General features: G+C 60.5%; 20 protein-coding genes. 3 read left to right on the forward strand and 17 right to left on the reverse strand.

Annotated features, from left to right (window positions below; genetic code table 11):
* From FBZ99_RS25300 to FBZ99_RS25340, 9 genes are read right to left on the reverse strand one after another with little or no spacing between them, the layout of a single operon-like run.
* Positions 1–969: an ROK family protein gene (locus FBZ99_RS25300; RefSeq protein WP_113350994.1), complete on the reverse strand. Its 969-nt coding sequence runs from the start codon at positions 967–969 to the stop codon at positions 1–3.
* A complete protein-coding gene (locus tag FBZ99_RS25305; RefSeq protein ID WP_113350995.1) occupies positions 966–1,691 on the reverse strand; it encodes a ribulose-phosphate 3-epimerase in 726 nt (241 codons plus the stop codon). Before FBZ99_RS25305 ends, FBZ99_RS25300 begins: the two co-directional genes overlap by 4 nt.
* On the reverse strand, positions 1,688–2,515 hold the full coding sequence (locus FBZ99_RS25310) for an alpha/beta fold hydrolase (RefSeq protein WP_113350996.1): 828 nt from the start codon (positions 2,513–2,515) through the stop codon (positions 1,688–1,690). Before FBZ99_RS25310 ends, FBZ99_RS25305 begins: the two co-directional genes overlap by 4 nt.
* The gene (locus FBZ99_RS25315; protein ID WP_113350997.1) at positions 2,515–3,333 is read right to left on the reverse strand and encodes a sugar phosphate isomerase/epimerase family protein; all 819 of its coding nucleotides are present in this window, start codon (positions 3,331–3,333) and stop codon (positions 2,515–2,517) included. The genes FBZ99_RS25310 and FBZ99_RS25315 overlap by 1 nt, the downstream gene beginning before the upstream one ends.
* Entirely contained in the window at positions 3,333–4,409 is a 1,077-nt protein-coding gene (locus FBZ99_RS25320; protein WP_113350998.1) for a Gfo/Idh/MocA family protein, read from the reverse strand. The genes FBZ99_RS25315 and FBZ99_RS25320 overlap by 1 nt, the downstream gene beginning before the upstream one ends.
* Positions 4,410–4,420: 11 nt before the next feature.
* Positions 4,421–5,239, reverse strand: a complete 819-nt coding sequence (locus tag FBZ99_RS25325) for a sugar phosphate isomerase/epimerase family protein (protein ID WP_113350999.1) — start codon at positions 5,237–5,239, stop codon at positions 4,421–4,423.
* 5 nt (positions 5,240–5,244) lie between these two features.
* Positions 5,245–6,081: a carbohydrate ABC transporter permease gene (locus FBZ99_RS25330; protein ID WP_113389539.1), complete on the reverse strand. Its 837-nt coding sequence runs from the start codon at positions 6,079–6,081 to the stop codon at positions 5,245–5,247.
* Positions 6,078–6,998, reverse strand: coding sequence for a carbohydrate ABC transporter permease (locus FBZ99_RS25335; RefSeq protein ID WP_371864883.1), 921 nt, complete (start codon positions 6,996–6,998; stop codon positions 6,078–6,080). Before FBZ99_RS25335 ends, FBZ99_RS25330 begins: the two co-directional genes overlap by 4 nt.
* A gap of 13 nt (positions 6,999–7,011) precedes the next feature.
* On the reverse strand, positions 7,012–8,358 hold the full coding sequence (locus FBZ99_RS25340; protein ID WP_113395934.1) for an ABC transporter substrate-binding protein: 1,347 nt from the start codon (positions 8,356–8,358) through the stop codon (positions 7,012–7,014).
* Between the two features lie 176 nt (positions 8,359–8,534).
* Between FBZ99_RS25340 and FBZ99_RS25345 the strand changes: the two genes are divergently transcribed.
* On the forward strand, positions 8,535–9,683 hold the full coding sequence (locus FBZ99_RS25345) for a Gfo/Idh/MocA family protein (RefSeq protein WP_113389542.1): 1,149 nt from the start codon (positions 8,535–8,537) through the stop codon (positions 9,681–9,683).
* 24 nt (positions 9,684–9,707) lie between these two features.
* Positions 9,708–10,658, forward strand: coding sequence for an alpha/beta hydrolase (locus FBZ99_RS25350; protein WP_113389543.1), 951 nt, complete (start codon positions 9,708–9,710; stop codon positions 10,656–10,658).
* A 19-nt stretch (positions 10,659–10,677) separates the two neighbouring features.
* Here the strand turns inward: FBZ99_RS25350 and FBZ99_RS25355 are convergent, their stop codons facing one another.
* From FBZ99_RS25355 to FBZ99_RS25365, 3 genes are all read right to left on the reverse strand, one after another.
* Positions 10,678–11,712 (reverse strand): LacI family DNA-binding transcriptional regulator, encoded by a 1,035-nt coding sequence (locus FBZ99_RS25355; RefSeq protein WP_113389544.1) that lies wholly within the window; start codon positions 11,710–11,712, stop codon positions 10,678–10,680.
* A gap of 545 nt (positions 11,713–12,257) precedes the next feature.
* Positions 12,258–12,563, reverse strand: coding sequence for a hypothetical protein (locus FBZ99_RS25360; RefSeq protein WP_113395940.1), 306 nt, complete (start codon positions 12,561–12,563; stop codon positions 12,258–12,260).
* A gap of 306 nt (positions 12,564–12,869) precedes the next feature.
* Entirely contained in the window at positions 12,870–13,829 is a 960-nt protein-coding gene (locus FBZ99_RS25365) for an aldo/keto reductase (RefSeq protein ID WP_113395936.1), read from the reverse strand.
* 174 nt (positions 13,830–14,003) lie between these two features.
* Between FBZ99_RS25365 and FBZ99_RS25370 the strand changes: the two genes are divergently transcribed.
* Positions 14,004–14,903 (forward strand): AraC family transcriptional regulator, encoded by a 900-nt coding sequence (locus FBZ99_RS25370; protein WP_145635575.1) that lies wholly within the window; start codon positions 14,004–14,006, stop codon positions 14,901–14,903.
* 208 nt (positions 14,904–15,111) lie between these two features.
* Here FBZ99_RS25370 and FBZ99_RS25375 read toward each other — a convergent pair whose 3' ends face one another.
* The 5 genes from FBZ99_RS25375 to FBZ99_RS25395 all read right to left on the reverse strand — a co-directional run bounded on the left by FBZ99_RS25375 (position 15,112) and on the right by FBZ99_RS25395 (position 19,687).
* On the reverse strand, positions 15,112–15,630 hold the full coding sequence (locus FBZ99_RS25375) for a MarR family winged helix-turn-helix transcriptional regulator (protein ID WP_233788657.1): 519 nt from the start codon (positions 15,628–15,630) through the stop codon (positions 15,112–15,114).
* A gap of 91 nt (positions 15,631–15,721) precedes the next feature.
* A complete protein-coding gene (locus FBZ99_RS25380) occupies positions 15,722–16,519 on the reverse strand; it encodes an ABC transporter ATP-binding protein (RefSeq protein ID WP_162746304.1) in 798 nt (265 codons plus the stop codon).
* Positions 16,519–17,451 (reverse strand): ABC transporter permease, encoded by a 933-nt coding sequence (locus FBZ99_RS25385; protein WP_113395937.1) that lies wholly within the window; start codon positions 17,449–17,451, stop codon positions 16,519–16,521. The genes FBZ99_RS25380 and FBZ99_RS25385 overlap by 1 nt, the downstream gene beginning before the upstream one ends.
* Positions 17,448–18,428, reverse strand: a complete 981-nt coding sequence (locus FBZ99_RS25390) for an ABC transporter substrate-binding protein (protein ID WP_210248394.1) — start codon at positions 18,426–18,428, stop codon at positions 17,448–17,450. Before FBZ99_RS25390 ends, FBZ99_RS25385 begins: the two co-directional genes overlap by 4 nt.
* A gap of 38 nt (positions 18,429–18,466) precedes the next feature.
* Positions 18,467–19,687 (reverse strand): alpha-hydroxy acid oxidase, encoded by a 1,221-nt coding sequence (locus FBZ99_RS25395; RefSeq protein ID WP_113329166.1) that lies wholly within the window; start codon positions 19,685–19,687, stop codon positions 18,467–18,469.
* Between the last annotated feature and the right edge of the window lie 8 nt (positions 19,688–19,695).

Raw genomic sequence — 19,695 nt, forward strand, 5'->3', positions numbered from 1 at the left:
TCATCGACTCCGGGGCGGCTTTCCGTAGCCGTCGAAGATGAGGCTGGCGGCGCCGATCAGACCGGCATGGCGCCCAAGCTGTGCGGCAACGATCGGCACGTCGCGATAGGCGGGCATGGCGCGCTCGCGAACCGTCGCCGCCACTTGGTCGTGCAGAAGATCGAAGCCATGCGAAATTCCTCCGCCCATGACAAGCACGTCGGGCGAATAGAGATGAAGCAGGTTTGTAAAGCCGATCCCTAGCCACCGCGCTTCGTCGATCAGCAGCGCCAATGCATCGGCATCGCCCTTTCGTGCGGCGTCTACGACATGTCGTCCAGTCACGTCGGCATCGGCGGCGAACTTGCGCAGTATCGATCCGTCTGACGGCCTGGTGCGGACCGTCGCCCGCCTGCCGAGTGCCGTGCCGGAGGCGACGGCCTCGAAGCAACCGACTGCGCCGCAAAAGCAACGTTCGCCCTCGTTTGTGATCGTCATGTGGCCGATCTCGGCAGCCAGGCCCCGTCTGCCATGCAGGATCCGGCCATCGGCAATCACGCCGCCGCCGATACCGGTCGATACCGTGACGAACACCATCGATCCCGCCCCGCGGCCGGCGCCATATCGCCATTCCCCGAGAGCTGCCGCATTCGCATCGTTTTCGAGCCGCACGGGCAGCTGAAAATGGTTTTGGAGAATCTCCGCCAGCGGGACCTCATGCCATCCGACCAGCGTCGGGGCCGCAATGACGATACCGGCGTCCGGATCGAGCGGACCGGGCGCGCCGATCCCGATCCCGATCGGCGAAAGATCGGGCGTTTCCGCCAACACCGTTTCCGCCAGCAGTTCGATCTGACGGATGACGGCTGCGGGACCCCCGGCCGCATCCGTCGATAGCGACGAGAACGACAATAGGCATCCCGCATCATCGATAAGTGCGGCGCGAAGCTCCGTTCCACCGAGATCGAATGCAAGAGCGACCTTTTTCACGAAACCTGGCTCTCCAGTCCATGCAGCCAGGCGATCCGGTCGCCAAGATTCTTGTCGCCGAATGCCAGCGATCCGAGAACGACCGTCTGTGCCCCGGCCTGGCGCAGGAGTGGCACTGTCTGCTCGCGAATGCCGCCATCCGCGGCCAGAATTACGCGATCCTCGCGGCCTGCCTTCTTCAGGAGAGAACGCGCCTCGAGCAGCCGGTCGCATGCCTTGTCGGAAAGGCTTTGTCCCTTGACGCCGATCGAGGTTCCGAGCAGCGTCACGAAGGCGACGTGATCGATAAAGGGCTCGATCGCTGAAACGGGTGTTTCCAGCCGCAGCACCACGCCGGCTTCGGCGCCAAGCTCTTTGGCAAGTGCAATGGCGCGTAAGCCGGCATCGCCGTTTTCGGCATGGACGCTGATCAAATCCGCTCCCGCCTCTATGAACTGGCGTGTCTGCTCCTCGACGATTTCAGCCTCGACCATGAGATGCACGTGGATCGGCTTCGCCGTCGACTTGGCGATGCGCGCGACAAAATCAGGAAAGAACAGGAAGCCCGGCGTAAAGCGCGCATCGGCGACATCGATGTGATGTAGATCGACATAGGTTTCGATGCGCTTGAGGTCGGTCTCCATATTGGCAAGATCGGCCGACCAGAGCGAAAATTCGCCGAGAAGCCTGTTGCGGGGAAGCGCTGCGATGGCCGCCGGGCCGGAAAGAGGTCTGGACGTCATGACGAAACGAAGCTCCGGAGTGTTTTGGATGCTAGAAAATGCGCGATGGCGTCTTGGACCTCGGCAAAATGCTTATCTTTATCGACAGCCTTGGCGGTGACTTCGACAAAGCTCGCGCCTGGAATGACATCGGCGAGCGTCTGCGCGCAGGAGAGCGGATGGATCGCATCGTGCTGGTTGCCGATAATCAGGGCAGGCACGGCAAGAGCGGCTGCTGCTGCCCGCGGCACCTCCGGCCCGTCTGCAGCGATATCAGCCAGAACAGAGGCGAAGGCGAGAGCATCTGGTCGGTCGAAGTAGCCAAGCAGGGAGGAGAAATTGTCCGGTGCCTCGGAGGCGATCCGCTGTCCTGTTTCAGAGGCGATAAAGAGCCTTTTGGCCTCCTCGATCGGATGCGAATGGATGAGGGCAGCCACTGTGCGGATCGGCGCGAGATTGCCCGGCGATGCCTCGAAGGTCCAGGCGGGGCGCACAAGAACGAGCCCGGCAATCCGGTGGGCGTGATGATGAGCGAGGTGCAGCGCAATGGCCGCTCCCATCGAAATGCCGCCGATGATGAAGCGATCGAACCCGTATACGGTGGCCGCGGCCAAAACATCCTCGGCAAACATGCGGATGGAAAAGGGTCGTGTATTGCCGAGGGAGGATGCCCCGTGCGCACGGCATTCCAGCGTCAGCCGGTGCATGTCTACCGAAGCGGGAACATTTTGTGCAACCTGTGCCTCGTCGCCGCCAAGGCCATGCTGGAAGATGACGGGGAGTCCTTGCCCATTCTCGTAGACGACAAGTTCCGCATCGTCGCGCTTGAACCATTTCTTGCCCATCAGATTAGCGCCTTGAAAAAGCCGGCAACCGCCGGTGCGTCCGAAGCAGAAAGGCCATGCGTCACGAGCGGGCCTTCGAAATTCACCGAGCGCAGCCGCGCGATGAAGTCGGCAAAATCCACCACGCCCCGTCCGGCGGTTGCGAAGCGACCATCGCTGTAACGATCCTTGGCATGGGCCAGGGCGATATGACCGGCTGACGTTTCGACCGCCTCTTCAATTATCGCCCGCGCCTTGGCAGGTGTTGCCTGTTCGAAGAGATTGGCCGGATCAAGCACGATGCGCAGCCGCCGCGATCCCATCTCGTCGATCAGCCGCAGGGCGTCGCGTGCCGAGGTGACGATATTGGCCTGCTCCGGCTCGATGCCGAGATCGACGCCATGCCGTTCCGCCAACTCCAGAGCCTTCGATATCTCAGCCGCCATGTCGGTCCAGGCGGAGAGATCGCCGTTGTCTGGATGATAAGCCCATTGGTCGTTCGGGTCGCGCGTTCCGGTGCAAAGCGTTACCAGCGGAATCGAGAGTGCCGCCGCCGTTTCGATGACGACGGCGAGCTGGGCGAGGCCCGCTCGGCGTACAGCAATATCAGGGTGAGCCATGTTGTAGGTGCCGGACAGGGCGGCAAGAGAGACGCCCGTCGCCTCGACCGCTGCCCGGATGGTCGCGATCATTTCTTCCGAAACGGCATCGGGCATGGACGGGAGACCGCAGCAGGCGAGATTGAACTGCGCGCATGCGTAACCACTGTTGCGCACGGCCGAGAGAACGCCGAGCGGCTCCGTTCCGGGAAAGGTCTTGGCGAAGATGCCGATCTGCATCAGACCGCTCCCGTGACCGATGCGAGTTCGACGCGCTCGCCTCGTTCCACCGATCGGGCGATCGCCACCATCGCGCGGATGGAGGCCAGGCCGTCCTCGACATTGGCACCGCGCATCGGCGCGCCATTTAATGCCGTATCTGCAAATCCTTCCAGCTGACGGCGGAAGAAATGGCCGTCGGCACCGAGCGGCTTCCGACTCGTCGCATCCTTCTCGTGAAAGATCTCCACTTCGCTCGAGCGGAAGTACCAGGGATTGAAGGTCTTTGCGAGAACCGAGCCGTTTTCGCCATAAAGCTGGAAACCTTCATGCCAATCCATGCGCACGGCAACTGTCAGGTCCAGATGGCCGAGAGCACCATTGGCAAACTCGGTCTCCACGAACCAGCAATAGGCACCCGCACGTTCCAGAAGCCGGGCACGCACGGCGACGATCTCACCGCAGAAGAAGCGGGCGGTATCGACGAGATGTGAGCCATGGGCGAGCATGAAATATTGCCGGAGATCGGCCTTGGGATTGCCTGATGGTTTGCGCGCAAGCTTGCTGGTGACGGGCAGGGGCTGCACCGCATCCGTATTGGTGTAGCGATGGGTGGAATCGCAATACCACGCCTTCATCGCAAAAATCTGGCCTATGTCATCGCGTACGAAATCACGCGCGGCCTCAAGCGCCGGATCGAAGCGTTTCATATGGCCGACCTGCAGGATCCTCCCGGACCGGCGCACGGCCTCGGCAAGCTGCTGCCCTTCCTCGACGGACACTCCGATCGGCTTTTCGCACAGCACATGCTTTCCGGCTTCAAGCGCCTTGATCGACATCGGCACATGATAGGCGTCGGATGTCGCGACGATCACGGCCTCCAGCTCGGGATCGGCCAGCATGGCATCATAATCATCGTACATCTTCTGCGGCTCATAGGTCGCGCCCATGCGGGCCAGAAGATCGGGGGCTGCGTCGCAGATCGCATAAAGATCGGCATTTCTCGCCTTGGCGCAGGATTCGAGATGTGCGAATTGCGCGATCGGGCCGCAGCCGAGTACTCCCACGCGAAGACGACGACTTTCCTTTTCGATCATGGTTCTACTCCTTATGCTCCGTAGCCGCGCATGGTTTGGCGATTGGCTTTGACCGCAGCGGCAGGATCGGAGCTGGCCGTCTCGGATTCCTCCTCCAGCACCAGCCAGCCATTGAAGCGCGGAGCGGCCGAGACGAGGTCGATCACGGCCGGCGTATCGAGAACGCCCTTGCCGAGCATCGCCCATCGGCCCTGCGCATCGACATCCTTCAGATGCAGGTAGCGGATACGGTCTTGATAGGTGCGCATCGTGTCAAGCATATCGGCATGCCCCCGCAGGATATGACCGGTATCCGGCACCCACCCGACCAGGTTCGGATCCAACAATGCGAAGATGCGGTCGTAATCGGCACGGTCGAACAGTAGCGTATTGTGATGCGAGCTCGGATGTACGGCGACCTCAACGCCGGCGGCCTTGCCCAGTTCGCCGGCGCGATTGTAGAACTCGCCGGCAATGGCGAACTTCTCATCTCGCGGGCCATCGGAAACGACGGTTGCCGAGCCGATGGAAACGAGCGCGCCGGGAAAATGCGCGGCATAATCGATCCAGCGCTTGGCCGTCGCAAGATCGTCCTTCACGGCGTCAGCGACGGTAAAGCCGCTCCTGGAACCGAAGGCGAAGGAGACGAGCGTCAAGCCGCAATCCCTCAATGCATTCGCGAAGGCATGCGGCTCCGCGCCATAGCGACCGATCATCGTATCGGTGATTTCGAGGCCGGAGTAGCCGCCGACGGAAATGGCCGACAGCAGATCATCTGCCGTTCCAGTCCAGGTATTGCCGAGCATTTCCCATGTGAATGTCTGGCAGCCGACCTTTATGTCCTTGCGCATTCCCGCTATTCCTTGATTCCGCCTTGGGTCAGGCCTTCGATGATGTGTCGTTGGAAGAAGAGCACCAAAATGATGAGCGGTATGGTGACGACAGCCGATGCGGCGGCGATGTCTCCCCAGGGCACATAATATTGGTTGGTGAAATTGGCGATGCCGACCGGGATCGTCTGGCTGTCGCTGTCCGACGTGAAGGCCAGCGCAAACAGGAACTCGTTCCAGGCGGTAATGAAGGCAAGCAGGCCTGTCGTGACTAGGCTCGGCAGCGACATTGGCAGGATGATATGCCAGAGCAGACCGACAGGGCCGACGCCGTCTATGCGGGCCGCCTCGTCGATCTCGCGCGGCAGCGTTTCGAAATAGCCGAACAGCACCCAGGTCACCAGCGGCAATCCGAGCGCGAGATAGGTGATGATCAGCGCGGTATAGGTATCGAGCAGCCCGAGATCGGAGGCGATGAGATAGAGAGGCCCGACGAGCGCGATCTGCGGAAACATCGATACCGAAAGGATGACCGTCAGGATGCCGAAGCGTCCCTTCACATCGAGGCGCGACAGCGAAAAGGCCGCGAGCGAACCGACGATCAGGCAAAGTGCTGTGGTCGCAAGGGAAACGACGAGCGAATTCAGCACGTAATGATGAAGGCCTTTCTCTACAAAGGCATTGTAGTAGTGCTCCAGCGTGAACGGGTTCGGTATGAGCGAGGGCGTTCCCTCGGTCAGCGCCTTGTCGAGCTGGAGCGATGTCGAAAACTGCCAGATGAATGGGCCGGCGGACCAGATGAGGATGAACAGCGCGCCAAGATAGATGGCGATGTTTTGAAGGACTGAGCGCTCTGCGTTCATGTCGTCCTCCTGATCTGGCGCACGAGGAAGACGCAGAAGCCTATGGCGATCAGACCTTCCGTGATGAACATGGCGGTCGAGACTGCAGAGCCGTAGCCGAACTGAAGCGTCGAAAAGAGTACCTTGTAGGACAGCGTCGAAAGCGTCTCGGTGGAATCGGCTGGGCCGCCGCCCGTCAGCACATAGACGAGGTCGAAAACGCGAAAGGCATCGAGCGCACGGAAGAGGCCGGCAATCAGCAGCGTCGGCATCAGGAGCGGCAGGCGAATATGCCAGAAGATCGTCCAGGCTCCTGCCCCATCAATGCGTGCCGCCTCGATCAGCGATTTCGGAACGGTCTGCAGCCCCGTCAGCAAAAGAAGCGCCATGAATGGCGTGGTCTTCCAAACATCGGCAAGGATGATCGTCGTCAGCGCCGTGTCCGGTGACCCGTACCAGTTGACGTTCTGGTCGATCAATCCTGCATGCAGAAGGATGAAATTGACGATGCCGTGCTGACCGTCGAAGAGCCAGCCGAACATTTTCGACGTCACGACGGTCGGCATGGCCCAGGGCACGAGCATGGCGGCGCGGACCATGCCCCGGCCGGCGAAGGTCTCGCAAAGGATCAGCGCCATTGCCAGGCCGATGAAGGTTTCGAGCAACGTCGAGATCAGGGTAAACCAGATCGTGTGCCACCAGGCATTCCAGAACGGCGGATCGGCCAGCAGCTGCACATAGTTGGCGATACCGACGAAATCATTGTCCTGTGTGATCAGCGAGCGGTTGGTGAAGGACAGATAGACGCCGTTGACGATCGGATAGAAGGATACCGATGCGAGCGAAAGAAATGCCGGCAGCAGCAACAGCCAGGGCCAGAGGGCGCTTGACAGCGCCCTCGACTTACCTGGAGTTGGCTCGGAAACGGCAACCGTCATCGTCACGGCCATTTCAGCCGACGATCTTGTTGATCTGGGCGGCGGCTGCCTGAAGCTCGGCCTTGACGTTGCCGCTGACCAGCGCCTTGGAGATGCTGGACTGCAATGCCAGCGTCACCTTGGCATATTGCGGCGTGATCGGCCGCGGCGTGGCTCCGGTGAAGACGTTCTGGAGACTTGCCATGAACGGCTGCTCGGCCTTGAGCTTCGCATCCTGGAAGATGGCAGGTCGCGAGGGCGCAAGACCGAAATTAAAGGCAAGCCGGGTCTGGGTTTCGGGTGAAGACATCCAGGTCAGGAATTCGATCGCCGCTTCCCGCTTCTTGGAGTTGGCATTGACGCCCAGCTGGTAGCCGCCAAGGCAGGCCGAGCTCCTGCCGCCGGCAAAATGCGGCAGCGGCGCGACAGCCACCTTGTCGACGACATGCGAGGCCTTCGGATCCTGCGCGATCGGATAGACATAGGACCAGTTGCGCATGAACATCGCCTCACCAGACGTAAACGGCTGGCGAGAGGGCTCTTCGTCCCAGGAGAGCACGTTCTGAGGACTGATCTTCGTCTTGTTGATGGTGTCATACAGGAACTGGATCGCGGCAACGGCGGCATCGTCGCCGATGACGGAAGATTTTCCATCTGCGGACAGGATGGAGCCGCCGTTGGATGCGATGATTTCCACGGCGTCACAGACCAGAACCTCGGCCTGCTTGCCCTGCCAGAGATAACCGAATTTGGCGTCGCCGGCTTTTTGCGCCTCTGCCGCCATCGTCGCCATGTCGGCCCAGGTTTCCGGTACCTTGCCGCCGTGCTTTTCCACGAGGTCCTTGCGATAGTAGAACATGCCGGAATCGACGAACCATGGCAGCGCTGTCAACTTGCCGCCATAGGTGCAGGCAGCCACTGTGCCGGGGAAATAATCGGCACGCTTGTCTTTCGGGAAATACTCGTCAAGCGGCAGCGCCCAGCCGGCGGATGCAAAACCCGCGATCCAGATAACGTCCTGGCTGAAAACATCGGGCGTTCCGTTGCGGCGGGCGAGCTGCTGGACGAGGCCCTGATAGACTTCCGTCGACGAGCTCGGCGGCGGCAGTTCGATGAATTTGACGGTAATGCGGTTTTGCGACTCGTTGAACGTCTTGACGAGGTCGCCGAGGCCTTCCTTGCCAAAGAAGCTGGCGCTGGCAAAGCTGATTTCCGTCCGATCGGCGGCACGCGCCGGGCGGATGCCAAGGCTTGTAGCAACTCCAAGCGTTGCCGTACCGATGGCGGCGCCGGCGGCACCCAACAGCAGCTGACGACGATCAAGCATTATCGATTGTCCGGCACTCGTGGAGTAAGCCGGCGTCTTCTTGATATCTGTCATGTTTCCCTCCCAGGAAGACTGGCGACCTCCAAACCTCCACGCCAGTATTCGCATATGTTTTATAAAAATTTATCGCGCGTCAAGAAATAAGGTGCTTTAAATCAACCCGGGAGTCATCGTTCGGATGCGCCGAAGCGCGGCGAACAGATGTGGTAGATCAGGGGGGATTGGGTAATATGGCTGGTAATTCAAAAGCTAAGCTCGGCATTGGCGTCATCGGCTGCGGTAACATCTCGATGACGTATCTGCGCAATGCAGCGCTGTTTGCCGGTGTCGGATTGCGCGTCTGCGCCGATATATCCGCCGATGTCGCCGCGCTGCGTGCCCGGGAATATGGTATTCGCGCGCTCAGCGTCGACCAATTGCTGGCCGATCCCGAAGTCGATCTCGTGCTGAACCTCACTGTTCCCGCCGTCCATTTCGACGTCACGATGTCGGCCCTGTCTGCCGGCAAGCACGTCTTCACGGAGAAGCCGCTGGCAACGTCGGCGGCCGATGGACTGGTTCTCGTGGCGGAGGCCAAGCGCCGCGGATTGCAGCTGGGGTCGGCGCCCGATACGTTCCTCGGCGCTGCAGGCCGCCGAGCGCGGCGCCTGATGGATGAGGGCGCGATCGGCCGGCCGGTCAGCGGCACTGCCTTCATGATGGGGCGCGGCATGGAGCACTGGCACCCCAATCCGCAATTCTACTATCAGCCGGGCGGCGGCCCGGTCTTCGACATGGGCCCCTATTATCTGACGATGATGGTGAACCTGCTTGGTCCGGTCGTGCGGGTCATGGCAATGGCGACGAAGGGCCAGGAAGAACGCCTGATCACCGCCGACGGCCCGTTCAAGAATACGCACTTCAAGGTCGGCACTCCCACAAACATCCTGTCGCTTCTGGAATTCCAATCCGGCGCGACCGTGAATTTCGGCGCCTCCTGGGACGTGTTTCGCCACTCCAACCATCCAATCGAGCTTCATGGCACCGAAGGTTCGCTCCGTTTGCCCGATCCGGACACGTTCGGCGGAACGGTGTCGCTATCCGAGCGGGGCGCCGATTGGTATGATTTCGAAAGCGACGGCGAGCTTTACGGCGCGAGGAACTGGCCATTCCATGCACCGGATCGGGCGAATTACCGCATGCTCGGTGTCGCCGACCTTGCGCGAGCGCTTGAGGAGGGGAGACCTCCCCGCGCGTCGGGAGAGCTGGCCCTTCATGTCCTCGAGATCATGGAGGCCATTCTCCAGTCGGGGGAAAGCCGGCAGTCGGTCAGCATCGGCGCGCAATTCACTCCGCCACCGCGCCTTGACGAAGACGAAGCACGCAGCCTTCTCGCCTGATCGCTGCAGAGAGGGGATAATCCAATGGAAAAGCTGGATGAAAGCGCGCTGCGCGTTCTTGCTCTCACCAGTCGGTCGAGCGGTCGGCCATTCGAAACCGGCACACCTCAGCAGGCGCGTATCGACTATGATGCGAATTGTCCGACGCTCCAGGGCGCAAGAGAGGTGGTCGCTTCGCTGGAGGATCGCGGGATTGCCGGCCCGAGCGGTCCGATCGCCTTGCGCATCTATCGCGGCATCGGTGCGCCTCTGAAGCATGGCCCGGGCCTCATCTATTTGCATGGCGGCGGCTGGGTGATCGGCAATCTCGAATCGCACGACGAAATCTGCCGATGGTTCGCCAATACTGCCAAATGCACTGTCATCTGCCCCGACTACCGGCTAGCGCCAGAACACAAATTTCCCGCCGGAGTGACCGATTGCGCTGCGACTTTGGCATTCGTGGTGAAATCGGCGGCGGACCTCGGCATCGATCCCGGGAGGATCGCCGTTGCTGGCGACAGTGCCGGCGGCAATCTTGCTGCCGTGCTGGCATTGATGTCACGCAATGGCGATGCCCCGCCGCTCGCGGCGCAACTGCTCATCTATCCCAATACGGACGCCGCCCAGACGGCCGACAGCTATCGCCGTTATGCCGAAGGCTTCGGCTTGACTGCCCCGACAATGAGGTGGTTTCGCGATCACTACGTTCGCACTGCAGCCGATATAGCAGACTGGAGGGTTTCTCCGCTACAAGCCGAGACCTTGGCCGGAGTAGCACCGGCCTTCATCGCCACCGCCGGACACGATATTCTGGTCGACGAAGGTATCGCCTATGCCGGGCGATTGCGGGAAGAAGGGGTGCGTATGGTACATCGCCATTGGCCGGGGCAGATCCACGGTTTCGTGTCGATGGGGAGATATGTGGCGGAGGCTCGGCGGGCAGTGGAGGAGGCCGTCGCGGCGTGGCGCGGCTTCGAAGCTGTCTTGATTTAGATGAAGAGCAGGTGTCGCCTTAGGCCGACTGCCGCATGACTAGTGTTCCATCCAGGCAGACCTTGCGCGCGATCGACTGGGTGGGCACGTCCGTATCTCCAAGCAGCATCAGAAGCGTGCTGACGCTGCTTGCCGTCATCGCGGCGAAGTCCTGAGCCATCGTCGTCAGCGGCGGGCAGGTATAGCGGCTCAAGGGATGGTCGTCATGGGCCGCGATGCGCAGATTGTCGCCCTTTTTGCGCCCGATTTTCAGCCCGTGCGCGAAGGCGGCTGCCATCACGCCGAAGGCGAGGCGATCATTCGCGCAAAGGATGGTTTTGCGCGGAAGAGACTTTGCGCGGAGCAGGCCATCCATCTGCTCGTATCCGATGCGCTCGAACTCCCAGGTGTAGGCAACACTGGTGCTGATGACCAGCGGCTCGCAGCCTGCGGCTTCCATGGTGGCGATATAGCTTGCCAGCCTTTCGGGTGAGTTGTGATTGACATGCGGAATGTCGAGATAGGCGGGCGCCTCTCCGGATCGGCAAAGATATTCCACGATCGTTGCGACGCTCTGGTAATTGTCGTTGCCGATGAAGGGCGTATTGCCTTCGATATAAGTGTCGAAATAGACGATGGGCAGGTTCTGCGCGAGTTTTTCAAAGGTGCGCGGATCGGATTTCTTCCCCAATGGTGCGACAAGCGCACCGGCTACCTTCAAGGACAGCATTGTGTTGACCGCTTCGCCTTCCAGTTCGGGCAAACCGTGCGACGAGAACACGATCGGCCAGTAACCCTCGTTGCGCAGGCGCAATTCCAGGCGATTGACCATTTCTGCATAAAAGGGATCGGTAAGGGCGGGAACCAGGATGCCGATATTGCGGGTTCTCTTGCGATTGAGGTTCCGCGCATAAAGATTAGGCTGATAATCCGACGAACGAAGCGCCGCCTCGATCAGCGCGCGGGTTGCCGGTTTTACACTGGTCGGATCGTCGAAATACTTGGAAAGGGTAGGGCGGGAGACACCGCAGGACTTCGCGAAATCCTCCATCGTCTTATGCGTCAATTTTTCCATCTAAAGTCGACCATTTTTCCAGCTGCCGTCGCTACGAATGCCTTATGCGCATACGTGGAAAGCAGCGCAACCAGAGACGTAAAATCCCGACAAGTTCTTTTGCGCTTTGTGTTGCAATAAAAGGTAGCGCGCGAAAATTTATTATTTAACGCGTTAAAATTCAAGTTGCAGCATGAGTGGTCCGAGCGGGAATGGAGCGCATCACACGAAATCCCCTGTTGGGATCCTTCATCAACGCTCATGCGAATGGCGACAAGCTGCGCCGATGAGTAGTTACGACGACATTCGAACCACAGCCGCATAGTCAGCTTTTGATATTGGCGCGTGTGAAGCGGGAATGGGTAAAGCCGGAGGCGCATGAACGGCGCGCTGGCCATTGACATGCATATCCTCTTGCAAATGGTAATTTCGGACTGCTCTTCGCGATCGCCGCGAACCGGGCCTGGGGCTCGCCGTTTTGCTATCGGCGTCGCCTTGATGGATGCCGCGCGTTTCTCCTGATACAAATTTGTTATCGAATCCGCGCGACAAGCCGGCGCCAGCTTTCAAATCCCCGACCCGTCGAGTTGCTGGGCGTTGTCGCCTTCCCAAGGTGAAGGCATTGAGGTGCGATTGAGATTGGCCGAGGGCATCGGCATCCAGCATTTTAGTTCCGGCTCGGCATATTCGATGATGTGCCCGGGTGAAGAATCGGAGGCGCGCCAGCCTTCCGTACCAAATTGATCGCCATTCGACCAATATGCGAGGTCAACTTCTGCAGGCCCCTGTTCTGACGGGCGGATCGTGACAAGGATCCGACTGCCGTCTTTCGGAGCGCTTGCCATGTGCCGCCAGCGGTCTGGCTCATTCATCACTCTTCCTCCTGCCTTGCTTTGGGTTGCAAGTGTCGCCTCGCCATCGAAAACGGTCAACTCAAACTTTGGGCGATCCATTCTCCATCGTCTCAAATGTTTGCGGCTGTATATATTTCAGAAGGAAGTATGTACTGCGATACGGTCGAGGTGCTTTGAGGCATCCCGCGCTCCGGAACTTGCAAGATGCGCCAACACATTCCGGAGCACTTGTATAATCAGGGAGACCGGCGATCGTCCCGCAGAACGAGATGATCGGCTGCGGTACTGGTCGGAACGGCTCCGAGATCTTAGGATAGCGGAGCTTCAGCCTTGCATCTCTTTTTCCCACCAGCCGCGGGTGTTCACGTCCGCGGCGTCAGCGAGCGCTTCCAGCTCTGCAATGTCGTCGCCGGTGAGGCTGATGCTGCCGGCTCGGACGAGACTATCGACATGATCGGGTTTGGTGACGCCGATGATCGGCGTTGTGCCCTTGGCGATTGCCCACGCTATCGCGACATCGGGAGCGGCCGCATCCTGCTTCTGGCCGATCGAGGCGAGCATGTCCGTCAGCGCCTTTAGCTGAGGCAGCATGCCATTGTAAGCAGCCGCCCGGCTGCTTCCTTTTGGCAGCGGGTTCTCCGGACTGTACTTGCCAGTCAGGGCGCCCTGTTCAAGCACCATATAGGCGAAGAACGGGATACCTTGATTGCGGCAGTAGTCCAGGATGCCAGCTTGCTCGGAGCTGCGGTAGAGGAGACTATAGTGGTTCTGGATGGCTTCAACCCGGAATCCGGCTTCTCCGAGGATCCGGTTGGCGAGCTCGATTTCGCTCAGGTTGTGATTCGAGACACCGACATGTTTGACCTTTCCGCTCTTCAGCAGCGGTATCAGGTGCGGAGTCCACCGCGCCACATCGGCTGGATTGTGAATCCAGTAGAGGTCGATGTAGTCGGTGCCGAGGCGCGCCAGGCTCTGCTCCAGCATGTCCGCCACGGGATCATCACCGGTCCCTGCCGCTTGCGGGGTGAACTTCGTGGAGAGCTGATAGCCGCTGCGGGCGTAGCGTTTGAGTATCTCCCCAAGTAGGGTTTCTGAACGGCCCATGCCGTATACCATGGCGGTATCCCACAGGGTGAATCCGCTCGCATGCGCCTTTTCCGCGACCTCTTCGAGGCCAGCCTGAGTAAGGCGGCTGCCGAAGTAACCGTCGCCGGTCTCGCCGCTGTCGCCCCACGCCCAGGTCCCCAGTGCTACTGTGGGGGCTTTCAAATAATCCATCGTCATGTTTGCTCCGTCCTTGTTCTGCAGCCTGGTTCGCTGCGACCCAGGTGCTTCGGACACTATGATGTGTGGCGACGCCGAACCGTTAGCCTTATGCGCCGGGATTACTGCCCAATCCTCCAGAAGCCGCACGGTTTCGCCTTGCTGCCCTCCTGCTCGCATGCAATGGTCAGGCTCATGGAAACACTGACCAAAATCTCTGCAGTAATTGCCCGACACGCCTCCAAGGATGGTTTCCACGCCACCCCCATCGAACGGATGACGCTTGCTCGATCCTCCACGGTGACGATGCCGATGCCGAACGTATATCGGCCGCAACTGTGCCTTGTCGCACAGGGGCAAAAAGAGGTTACTCTGGGTGACCACGTGTTCAGATATGCGCCGGGCCGCTATGGGATTGTGACTTACGATCTGCCGGCAACGGGCCAGGTGGTCGAGGCGACACCTGACAGGCCCTATCTCTGCCTGTTCCTTGATTTCGATCCAGTCAAGCTGGGGCAGCTGGCGTTGCATGTGCCGCCGCCGCCGGGAGCGCCCGCTCGGCCCACAGGCAAGACGGTGTCCGACGCCGGCGCCAGTCTGCTCGATGCGGTGCTGCGCCTGCTGCTTCTGCTCGACGAACCGGCAGCATTGCCCGTACTCGGGCCGTTGACCGAGCAGGAAATTCTCTATCGCCTGCTCGCCGGCCCGGATGGTGCCAGGATGCGCCAGATCACCTCGAGCCAGGGGCGGGTGGCGCAGGTTGGCCGCGCCATTGCGTGGATCGGGCAGAACTTCCGGGAACGGTTCAGCATCGAGCGGCTTGCTGCGGAAGTCGGCATGAGTCCGTCGAGCCTGCACGAGCATTTTCGCGCCGTGACGGCGATGACGCCGCTGCAATTCCAGAAGCAGCTAAGGCTCCAGGACGCGCGCAGCCTGATGCTGGTCCAGGACATTGACGTCACGACCGCCGCCTTCCGCGTGGGTTACGAAAGCCCGTCGCAGTTCACTCGCGAATATCGGCGCCACTTTGGAGAACCGCCGGCGCGTGACATAGCTCGCCTGCGCGCTTCGCCGCGCTTGGTAGGGGTAGCTTGAATTCAGCTTTCCGGGGCATTGACGGTCAGTCCAAATATAGCGCCCGTCGAAGATGCGGACCGAATGCGAATGTGCCTATGGAGCAAGGCCGCGACCGATCCAGCTCCTGATCCCCTCGGGCTGGACCCTGAGACTTTATGCGAACTTCATAGCCGCTTTTCTATGGAGAGCATTCGGGGGCTTTTATCGGGATAAGCCATATTCGGGGTTAGATCCCAGATTTGATGTCGGCCACCACCGCCTGCCAGCCACGAGCGACAGCTCCGGCGCATGCATCTTCGATGCGATCAAGCATGGCATGTAGCACCTCGCGCTCACGAACCGACAAGCTTTCGAGAATACGTGCTTCCATCGCCTGACCGATGGACACGATCTCCTCGAGCACCTTGTAGCCCTCGGGTGTGAGTTCGATCGCAGAGAATCGGCGATCACCGGCACCGGCATTGCGCCGGGCAAAGCCTAGCGAGACCAATTGCGCAATGCCGCGGCTTACTGCGAATTGATCGAGCGCTCCGGCATGGCAGATTTCCTTGCTCGAAAGCCCCGGGCGGCTGCCGGCGATGGCGAGAATTCGCCATGACGCCTGGGACAGGCCATATCGTGGCCCGTAATAGGATGCGAGCAACTCAGCGGTGCTGCTTGCCACCAGAAACATGCGGTAGGGCACCCAGCGATCGAGCCGAAAGGCTGGCTTCACCGCCGTTCCATCCTCGCGTTCCTCCGTCACCCTATTATCGGTTTTATCGTTTTTTAATTGCATATTGCAGATATATTCCAGCGAAGTTCCGAAAACAAGCCGCGGATGATCGCGGCGGATGTCAAGCGAGCAGCAGCCTGTCTTCGGCAATTTCGCCGCCGCTTACCGCTCCAAACAGCGCAATCAGGTCCGGCACATCGTAACCAGCCCGTTCATCCCCTGCGACGTCAAGCACGATGCGTCCCCCGCTCATCATGATGGTGCGCTGGCCATAATCGAGAGCATGGCGCATACTGTGCGTGACCATCAGTGTGGTGAGACGCTGACGCTCGCTGATTTCCGCCGAAAGTGCCAGGATGCGCGACGCCGCCTTAGGATCGAGCGCTGCCGTATGTTCGTCGAGAAGAAGTAGTTTCATGGGCAGCAATGTCGCCATCAACAGGCTTACCGCCTGCCGCTGGCCGCCGGAAAGGGTGCCAATCCCCGCCTTAAGCTTCGTTTCAAGTCCGAGGCCAAGGCTGGCAAGCTGTTCTTCAAACCGCGCGCGCCCAATCCGTCCACCAAGCGCAAGGGACAGTCCGCGCCGTCCGGCGCGCGCGGAAGCAAGCGCAAGATTTTCCTCAACGGTCAGAGCCTCACAGGTTCCGATGCGCGGATCCTGGAATACGCGGCCGATAAATCGCGCCCGTGCCTGGGTCGGCAACCGCGTAACGTCGACGCCGTCGATGACGATCCGGCCCCGATCGGGCGAAGTAGCGCCGGCAATGGCCGAAAGGAGTGTCGACTTCCCGGCACCATTGCTGCCGATCACCGTTACGAACTGCCCCTTGGGGATGGCCAGCGATACGCCACGCAGTGCAGCCACTTCGAGAGCTGTCCCCGGGTTGAAGGTGACCGATATCGCGTCGAGATTCAGCATCATGAGGTCGCTCTTTCTGCTTTCGATGGCTCAGGCAGCCGGCTACGCCTGATGGAGGGCAGCTTCTTCAGCCGCGTTTTCGAAATCATCACGGCGACGGCGACGACCAATGCTGTTACCAGATTGAGATCCTGTGCCTGGATCCCGATCACGCCGCCGTCGAGCGCCAGCGCAATGACCAGCCGGTAGATCAATGCACCGAGGATACAGCCGAAGGTGGCTCGCGCGACCGATCCTGCGCCGACGACCGTTTCGCCGATAATGACGGCGGCAAGACCGATGACGATCGTGCCGATGCCCATTGAGACATCGGCAACGCCCTGGCTTTCGGCATAAAGCGCCCCGGCAAGCCCGACGAGGCCGTTAGCGAGGGCCATGCCGAGCATGACCATGCGGCCATTATCGACAGCCTGTGCCTCGGCCATCCTCGGGCTGGCGCCGGTTGCACGTAAGGCCAGTCCCATTTGCGTGGCAAGGAACCAGTCTACGAACATCTTTGCGGCCAATACGATGCAGAGGAGCAATACTGTATTGGCCCAGACCCCGAGCGCTGCGATGCCGCCGATCCAGGAAAAGATGGTATCGGTCCCATAAAGCGAAACATTCGGCTTACCCATGACGCGCAGATTGATTGAGAACAATGCGACCATGGTCAGGATCCCTGCAAGCAGGTTCATGATCTTCAGCCGGACCGACAGGAATGCTGTGACGAAGCCTGCAGAAGCGCCCGCGGCAAATCCGAGGAATGTCGCAACAATGGGCGGCACGCCGGCCATGATCGTTGACGCTGCAACCGACGCGCCGAGCGGGAAACTGCCGTCGACAGTTAGATCCGGAAAATCGAGCACTCGGAACGAGAGATAGACGCCAAGGGCAACGAGGGCAAACAGCAGGCCTGCTTCGCAGGCACCGGAAAGGGCAATCAGGCTCATTGGTCGATCACCTTCGCTGCGCTCTGTGTCATCGCCTCGGAGAGAGTGACGCCCATCTTCTTGGCCGAGGCGAGATTGAGGTAGAGATCCTCGCTGTCCAGTGTTCCGACCGGGATGTCGCCCGGCTTTGCGCCATTCAGGACCTTGGCGGCAATCTCACCCGTGAGCCGTCCCAGCTTGTAATAATTGAATCCGAGTGCAGCCATCGCACCCCGTTCGACTGAGTTGGTGTCGCTGGCGTAGACCGGGATCTTCGCGTCGACGCCGACCTTGACCACGCTTTCGACGGCCGAGACCACCGTGCTGTCGGTCGGCAGGAGGATTACATCGGCCTTGCCAACGAGGCTGCGGGCAGCGTCCGGCACCGCGGCCGACTGTGCCGCCGTCGCCTCGACGATACTCATACCGATCTTCGCCGCCTCGGTCTTCATTTCAGCCACTTGCGCGACGGAATTGGCCTCGCCGGCATTATAGAGGACGCCGATCTTCGTTGCCGTCGGGGTCAGTTTATGAATCAGTTCGAAGGTCAGGTTCAGGGGCTGCTTGTCACTGGTTCCGGTCAGCGTGCCGTCCGGTTGAGCGAAGCTTTTGACCAACTTTGCGGCAACGGGATCCGTCACGGCCGAGAACACGATCGGGATCGCTCCTTTGGCTGCGGCCTGGCAGGCCTGGGCCGACGGTGTGGAGATGGCGACGATCATGTCGGGCGATTTGCCGGCAAATGTCTTGGCGATCTGCGTCTGCGTCGGCATGCTCCCTTGAGCGCTTGCAATGTCGAGTGTGACGGTCTTGCCGTCGATGAAGCCGGCATCGGCCAGTGCATCGACAATCCCTTTGCGGGCCGCGTCGATGGCCGGATGCTCGACAATATAGGTTAGCGCCACTGTCTTGTTTGCCGCGGTGGTGACCGTGGCGGAGAAAGACAGAAGCAGGGCCGAGAGGGCTAGTGCGTGTACGAAAGCGGTTTTGCGTTTCACCGGAGCAATCTCCTCGTAAGGGTTTTGGCAATGACGGGTCAGGCGGCAAATGGTGACTGTGGGCGCGGAGACATGGGTTCGCGAGCGGAAACCTGCTCGGGCCGCAATAGCATCGGGGGAAGGCGAAGCGTGGAAGGTCGAAGATCGGCAATGGTGGGCGCACCCATCATTGCCTGAGCGACGTCGAGTTCGGCGGCGATGATGGCAAGGGCTCTGAACGCGGCATCCTCGCCGCCACTCGCCAGGGCATAGAGCGTCGCACGTCCGATCTGCACGGCCGTTGCTCCAAGCGCCAGCGCCTTGGCAACATCAGTGCCGCTGCGAAAGCCGCTGTCAATCAGGATTGCGAGCTTGCCCCCGACGGCGCTGACGAACTCCGGCAGGATGTCGATACTCGCGACGGCTCCATCGAGTTGCCGTCCACCGTGATTGCTGACAACGATACCGTCAAGCCCGAGCTCGGCTGCCCGGCTGCCCTGCCTCGGATTGAGCAATCCCTTAAGGATCAGCGGTCCCTTCCAGCGATCCCGTATGAAGGCGATGTCGTCCCAGGACACGGTTGGGTCGAGCTGCTGTTCCATCACCTCGGCAATCGTTCCCGCGGATTTAAGATCGAACTCGGCTTCCATGACTTCCAGACGCGGAGCGCCGGCCTTGGCCATCCGCAAGGCCCATCCAGGATGAGCCGCAAGGCTCAGGAGCTTCCTGGGTGTCCAGCGGAACGGCAGCGAAAAGCCATTGCGGGCATCGCGCAACCGTCTGCCGGGAATGGCGTTGTCGACTGTTATCTCGATTGCTTCGAAGCCCAGTGCTTCGGCCTGTTTCAGCAGCCTGAGGCTCACCTCGCGGTCTCGGAACAGGTAGAGCTGAAACCACTTCCTGCCTTCGCCGGCGGCTGCCACCGCTTCCATGGTCGCGCTGGCCGCTGAGCTCATGACAAAGGGGATTCCCGCTCGCGCGGCAGCCCGGGCCAACGCCTGGTCGCCCGCAGGCCATGCCGCGCCTGCCAGCCCGGTCGGTCCGATGATGACTGGCATTGAGAGAGGCTCGCCGAAGAGCGAGATGGCCGCCGAGCGGTGGCCAACATCGACGGGTGCAGAGCCGACGAGACGAATCCGATCCAACGCTGCCCGGTTTTCGCACAGCGTGAGTTCCGAGCCGGCGCCTCCGTCGAAGAAGTCAAAGACCATTTTCGGCAATGCGCGCCTTGCGGCGTTTCTGAAATCGGCGATCGATGCCGGGCCATGCGGATTGGACATAAATTCTC

It is taken from the genome of Rhizobium sp. ERR 1071 (genome assembly GCF_007828675.1).
Lineage (GTDB): Bacteria > Pseudomonadota > Alphaproteobacteria > Rhizobiales > Rhizobiaceae > Rhizobium > Rhizobium dioscoreae.